This is a genomic window from Mycobacterium sp. (genome assembly GCF_019243155.1).
Taxonomy (GTDB): domain Bacteria; phylum Actinomycetota; class Actinomycetes; order Mycobacteriales; family Mycobacteriaceae; genus Mycobacterium.
In genome coordinates this window covers 1-5,751 of the sequence record NZ_JAFAUS010000449.1, presented here as the reverse complement: position 1 = coordinate 5,751, position 5,751 = coordinate 1, and the positions used below count along the sequence as shown (strand labels likewise).

6 protein-coding genes, 1 tRNA gene and 1 pseudogene are annotated in these 5,751 nt (G+C 66.4%); all 8 read right to left on the bottom strand.

What is annotated here, in order from left to right:
* Nucleotides 1-307 (bottom strand): annotated as a pseudogene (locus JOZ00_RS23065) (hypothetical protein); the annotation flags it as partial.
* 366 nt (nucleotides 308-673) lie between these two features.
* Nucleotides 674-747, bottom strand: a tRNA-Pro gene (locus JOZ00_RS23060).
* Nucleotides 748-920: 173 nt separating this feature from the next.
* Nucleotides 921-2,321, bottom strand: coding sequence for a ribosome biogenesis GTPase Der (der, locus tag JOZ00_RS23055; protein ID WP_293348590.1), 1,401 nt, complete (start codon nucleotides 2,319-2,321; stop codon nucleotides 921-923).
* Complete coding sequence (cmk, locus tag JOZ00_RS23050) at nucleotides 2,318-3,004, bottom strand: (d)CMP kinase (protein WP_293348593.1); 687 nt, start codon at nucleotides 3,002-3,004, stop codon at nucleotides 2,318-2,320. The genes der and cmk overlap by 4 nt, the downstream gene beginning before the upstream one ends.
* The gene (locus tag JOZ00_RS23045) at nucleotides 2,998-3,741 is read right to left on the bottom strand and encodes a pseudouridine synthase (RefSeq protein WP_293348587.1); all 744 of its coding nucleotides are present in this window, start codon (nucleotides 3,739-3,741) and stop codon (nucleotides 2,998-3,000) included. Before JOZ00_RS23045 ends, cmk begins: the two co-directional genes overlap by 7 nt.
* On the bottom strand, nucleotides 3,741-4,484 hold the full coding sequence (gene scpB / locus JOZ00_RS23040) for an SMC-Scp complex subunit ScpB (protein ID WP_293348584.1): 744 nt from the start codon (nucleotides 4,482-4,484) through the stop codon (nucleotides 3,741-3,743). Before scpB ends, JOZ00_RS23045 begins: the two co-directional genes overlap by 1 nt.
* Complete coding sequence (locus tag JOZ00_RS23035) at nucleotides 4,484-5,311, bottom strand: segregation/condensation protein A (RefSeq protein WP_293348581.1); 828 nt, start codon at nucleotides 5,309-5,311, stop codon at nucleotides 4,484-4,486. Before JOZ00_RS23035 ends, scpB begins: the two co-directional genes overlap by 1 nt.
* On the bottom strand, nucleotides 5,308-5,751 hold a 444-nt coding region (locus JOZ00_RS23030), incomplete at its 5' end, for a ParA family protein (RefSeq protein ID WP_293348578.1). The genes JOZ00_RS23030 and JOZ00_RS23035, both read right to left, overlap by 4 nt.

The following is a 5,751-nucleotide window of genomic DNA, read 5'->3' as shown; positions in this document are numbered from 1 at the left end:
TACCCTGCGGGGCCACCGCTTCGACCACCGCCGCGGCCTGAACTTGCAACGCGGGTTGCATCTGTTTCACCGCGTGGGAATTCAATAACGGCTGCAAGATTGCGCGCCAACGCGCATGGTCCGGCTGATCCAAAACGGGGTTGAGCGTAAACACTTCCGGGTTACGCAGCGCTGCGAGCACGTCGTCGGCCCGTGTGAGGCAATAGCCACTCATAAACACGCTGTCCTCGATAAACACGACCGGCCCGCGCTTGCGCAGCGCGTCCCAAAGCTCGCTGCGATCCTCTGTGAAGAAATCAGGCAGCAACTTCTCACCGATCGGTGAGAGGTGATCTATCCCAGGCCGACCTGCGCCGGCACACTCACACATCGCCGAAGTACGCGCGGATCTGGTCGAACTCGTCCAACAGGTACAGCCGCTCGCGCACGCCCCTCCCCCCGTAAGGCAGCCCGGCGCTCATAGACCGACACGCGTTTGCGTTCTCCCGTAGCGGAATCGACAAAACTCAGCCGGGCGTCCCATCGCCCATCTGGATGCGGCCGGACTGCTCCCCCACCGTTTGCTGCAAGCTTAGCTACGAGGTCCGCTTACCGCCCAATTTGGGGTAAGAATGGGGGCCAAGGCCCTCTGGGGAGACTGTCGCTCATGGGGCAAAAGCACCTCTGAGCTGCGTCGGGCTGACAGGATTTGAACCTGCGACCACTTGACCCCCAGTCAAGTGCGCTACCAAACTGCGCCACAGCCCGTGCGCCGGTGAGTGCACCAGCGGCGTCGAAAGCCTACCGTAAACGCGTCACCACCTTGGCACGGCCTCGCGGAGTGCGCTCAGTGTGCGCTGAAGGCGTTGAGTGTGGGCTGAGGGTGGAAATGGTCGCTAAATCTCCGACGTGAATGCACAGTCAGCGTGTCGGGCTGGCATTCAGCGGCGCCTGGCTCCCCGCTTCTCGCGCACCCGCACATTGATCCGGATCGGACTGCCCTCGAACCCGAACGTCTCGCGCAGTCGCCGCTCCAGAAAGCGTCGATAGCCGGCCTCTAAGAAGCCCGTAGTGAACAGCACGAACGTCGGCGGTCGCGCGGTCGCCTGCGTGGCGAACAGGATTCGCGGCTGTTTGCCCCCGCGCACCGGCGGTGGCGTGGCCGCCACCACCTCCTTCAGCCAGCCGTTCAGTGGACCGGTCGGGATGCGCGCGTCCCACGACGCCAGCGCGGTCTCCATCGCGGGCACCAGCTTCTGCACGGCCCGGCCCGTCTTGGCCGAGATGTTCACGCGCGGTGCCCACCGCAACTGCACCAGCTCGCGGTCGATCTCGCGCTCCAACATCTCGCGCCGGTCCTCGTCAACCAGGTCCCATTTGTTGAAGGCCAAGACCAGCGCGCGGCCCGCCTCGATGACCATCGAGAGCACCCGCTGGTCCTGTTCGGTGAGCGCCTCCGACGCGTCGATCAACACGACCACCACCTCGGCCGCATCGATGGCGGAGTGGGTGCGCACGGACGCATAGAACTCATGCCCGCTGGCTTGGCCGACCTTGCGTCGCAGACCGGCGGTGTCGACGAATCGCCATACCCTGTCGCCCAATTCGATGAGCGAGTCCACCGGATCCACCGTGGTGCCCGCGACGTCATGGACCACCGAACGCTCGTCGCCCGCAAGCTTGTTCAGCAACGAGCTCTTGCCCACGTTGGGTTTGCCGACCAGCGCAACGCGCCGAGGACCACCCGGCTTCGGTGCCACCTCGGACACCGCCGGAAGCGCGGCCAGCACCTCATCGAGCAGGTCGGCCACGCCACGACCGTGCATCGCGCTGATCGCGTGCGGCTCGCCCAGTCCCAGCGACCACAACGCCGCCGCATCCGCTTCGGCCTTCTCGTTGTCAACCTTGTTGGCGGCCAGGAAAACCGGCTTGCCCGAGCGAAGCAGGATGCGCGCGGCGGCCTCGTCGGCCGTCGTCGCCCCGACGGTGGCGTCGACGACCAGGACTATTGCATCGGCGGTCCGCATGGCCACCGATGCCTGTTCTGCCACCAACTGCTGCAGCCCTTTGGCGTCCGGCTCCCATCCCCCGGTGTCCTGCACCATGAACCTGCGTCCGGTCCACAGCGCGTCATAGGAAACCCGGTCACGAGTCACGCCGGGGATGTCCTGCACCACCGCTTCCCGCCGGCCCAGAATCCGGTTGACCAGCGTCGACTTGCCCACGTTGGGCCGGCCGACGATCGCCACCACCGGCGCGGGGCCGGACTCGGCCGAGTCTTCCTCGCCGAAATCTTCGGCGTCCCAGTCGCTTTCGTCTGTCCAGGTGCCGTCCTGTGTCACCGCACCGCTCCACTTCGTTCGTTGATCAACTCCAGGACATGAGCGATCACCTGCTCCTCGGTCATGTCGCTGGTGTCGACCACCACCGCGTCCGCGGCGGCCCGCAGCGGCGACACGGCGCGAGTGGAATCCAGATGGTCGCGGCGGCGGACGTCGGTCAGCACAACCTCATAATCGTCCGGCAGACCCGCCGCGATGTTCTGGTCGTTGCGTCGCCGCGCCCTGGTCTCCGCGGACGCGGTCAGAAAGATCTTCACCGGCGCGTCCGGCAACACCACCGTTCCGATGTCCCGGCCCTCGACGACCACGTTGCCCGGCCCCTCGGCCATCGCCCGTTGCAGCCGGACCAGCCGGGCCCGCACGGCGGGAACCGATGACACCGCCGAGACGGTCCGGGTGACCTCGTCGCCGCGAATTTCGGTCGAAACATCCTCTCCGGCAAGGAAATACCGGTCGCCAGCGGGCTTGTAGTCCACCGACATCTCCGCCGTCGACCCGATCTGCCCGACGGCGTCGCCATCGGTCGGGTCGATCCCCGCACGCAACACCGCCAACGTCACCATCCGGTACATCGCCCCGGTGTCAAGGTAGCGCGCATCCAGCGCACGCGCCAATCCCCTTGAAACCGATGACTTTCCGGTCCCGGCGGGCCCATCGATGGCCACCACTACATCGCTCACAATCCCACCGCTTTGTACAGCTGCCCGATCTCGCCCTGGTTCAACGCCCGGAAGCTACCCGGGCGTTGATTGCCGAGCGTCACCGGTCCGATGTCGGTGCGCACGAGCGCCTCGACCGGAAAGCCCGCGGCCGCCAGCAGCCGGCGGACAATGCGATTGCGCCCCTCGTGCAACGTCAGCCGCACCAGCGTCTTGCCCGGAACGGCGTCGACGACCGCGAAATCGTCGACGTGTGCCGGACCGTCGTCCAGCTCGATTCCCGCGCGCAGCTTCTTGCCGACCCCGCGCGGCACCGAACCGGTCACCGTCGCCAGATAGGTCTTGGGCACCTCATGCGAGGGGTGCATCAACCGGTGCGCCAGCTCGCCGTCATTGGTCAGCAGAATCAACCCCTCGGTGTCGGCATCCAGCCGCCCGACGTGAAACAGGTTCTTGTTGCCACGAACTCGGCGCTCGACCAAGTCGCCGATGCAGGCCCGGCCACGGTCGTCGGACATGGTCGAGAGCACCCCGCGCGGCTTGTTGAGCGCCAGGTAGACCAGCGACTCGTCAAGGACCACCCTGGCGCCGTCGACACGGATTTCCGAGGTGTCCGGGTCCACGCGGGTGCCCAACTCGGTCACCACCCGCCCGTCGACTTCGACCCGGCCGTCGATGATCAGCTTCTCGGCGGCACGGCGTGACGCAATCCCGGCCTGCGACAACACTTTTTGTAGACGAACGCCTTGAGTGTCGACCATCAATCCTGGTCCACGTCGAACGACACGGGCTGATCGGGCGCCTGACCACCGGACAGTTTGATGAAACGTGGCTCACTGTCCAGGGATTCGCTGAGGTCCTCGATCGTGTCCACATCGGGAAGCAGCGGCGCGATGTCGGGCAGGTCGGCCAACGACGTCAATCCCAAGCGCTCCAGGAACATTTCGGTGGTGGCGAACGCCACCGCGCCCGTGTCCTCGTCGACTCCGGCCTCGGTGATCAGCCCGCGCGCCACCAGCGTGCGTATCACCGCGTCCACGTTGACACCGCGAACCGCGCTCACCCGCGCGCGGGTGACGGGCTGCCGGTAGGCCACGACGGCCAGCGTCTCCAGTGCGGCCCGGGTGAGCTTGGATCGCGCGCCGTCCAGCAGCAGCTTCTCCACATAGGGCGCGAACCGGGCACGGGTGTACAGCCGCCACCCTTCGCTGTTCTGCCGCAGGTCCATACCGCTGTCGCGTTCGGCGAGCTCGTCGGCCATCTGCTGCAGCTTGGTGGCGATCCGATAGACGGGCTGCTGCGTGGCCGAAGCCAGCGCCTCAACGGTGACCGGTGTGTCCACCACCAACAGCAGCGCCTCGAGTACGGAGCCGAGTTCTTCGGCCTCCATGGGAGCCGCCTCGGCGATCTCGGGAATGCCCTCGCCGAGGTCGAGATCGAGATCGACGTCGCCGCCGAGATCGCCGCCGACATGGGCGCCGACGCCAGGCAGATTTTCGCTCATCATTCGTCCCGCACTTCTACCAAGGCTTCGCTGGTCGGACGCTCCCCGGTCCACGAAATTTGGAGCACGCCAAGCGGCTCCGACTGGTCGAATGCTACCGCCCGGCTCCGATACAGCTCTAGCAGCGCCAGGAAGCGCCCGACGACCTCCATCGACGCCTGGCAGTCGGCGACCAGCTCGGAAAACGTGGCCCATTGGCCGGTTCCCCGCGCTTGCAGGATCTCCAGCAGCTTCTTGGCCTGCTCGGGGACCGAGACCTTGACCTCGTGCAGGTGCCCCACGGACACCGTCGGGACGGGCCGCGGGCTGAACGCGATCGCGGCGATCTGGGCGAACCGTTCGGCGTCGACGCCGAGCATCACCTCCGGCAGCAACTCGGTGAACCGGTCCTCCAGCGAGACAGCGCGGGGATAGCTGCGCAGCGCGTTGGCCTCGAGCTCGGCGAACATCTCTGCGACGTGCTTGAACGCGCGGTACTGCAGCAGCCGGGCGAACAGCAGGTCGCGTACCTCCAGCAGCGCCAGGTCCTCTTCGTCGTCGATCTGCCCGGCCGGCAGCAGCCGGGCGGCTTTGAGATCGAGCAGGGTCGCGGCGACCAACAGGAACGCGGTGGTCTCTTCCAGGTCCAGCTGGGAACCGATCTGGCGGGTGTAGGCGATGAAGTCGTCGGTGACTTGATGCAGCGCCACCTCGGTGACGTCGAGGCGGTGGGCGAAGATCAGCTGCAGCAGTAGATCGAACGGCCCTTCGAAGTTGGTCAGCCGGACTTGAAAACCGGTCGGGCAGCCGTTCTTGGGTGGGGCCTGACCATTCGCTGTGTCGTTCACGCGCCGAATCGGTCGATGAACTCACGGGCCAGGGCGCGATAGGCGATGGCGCCCGTCGACTTCGGCGCCCAGGTAGTGATGGGTTCGCCCGCCACACTGGTCTCCGGAAAGCGGACCGTTCGGGTGATGACGGTGTCGAACACCAGGTCGCCGAACCGCCCCACGACGCGGGCCATCACCTCGCGCGAGTTGACCGTGCGCGGGTCGTATCGGGTCAGCAGGATCCCGCTGATCTCGAGCTTCGGGTTCAGCCGGTCACGCACCTTGTCCACGGTATCGGTCAGCAGCGCCAGGCCGCGCAGCGAGAAGTACTCGCACTCAGTGGGGATCACCACACCATCGGAGCAGGCCAGTCCGTTGACGGTGAGCAGCCCCAGCGACGGCTGGCAGTCGATCAGCACGTAGTCGTAGCGATCGAGCACCGGGTACAACGCCCGCCC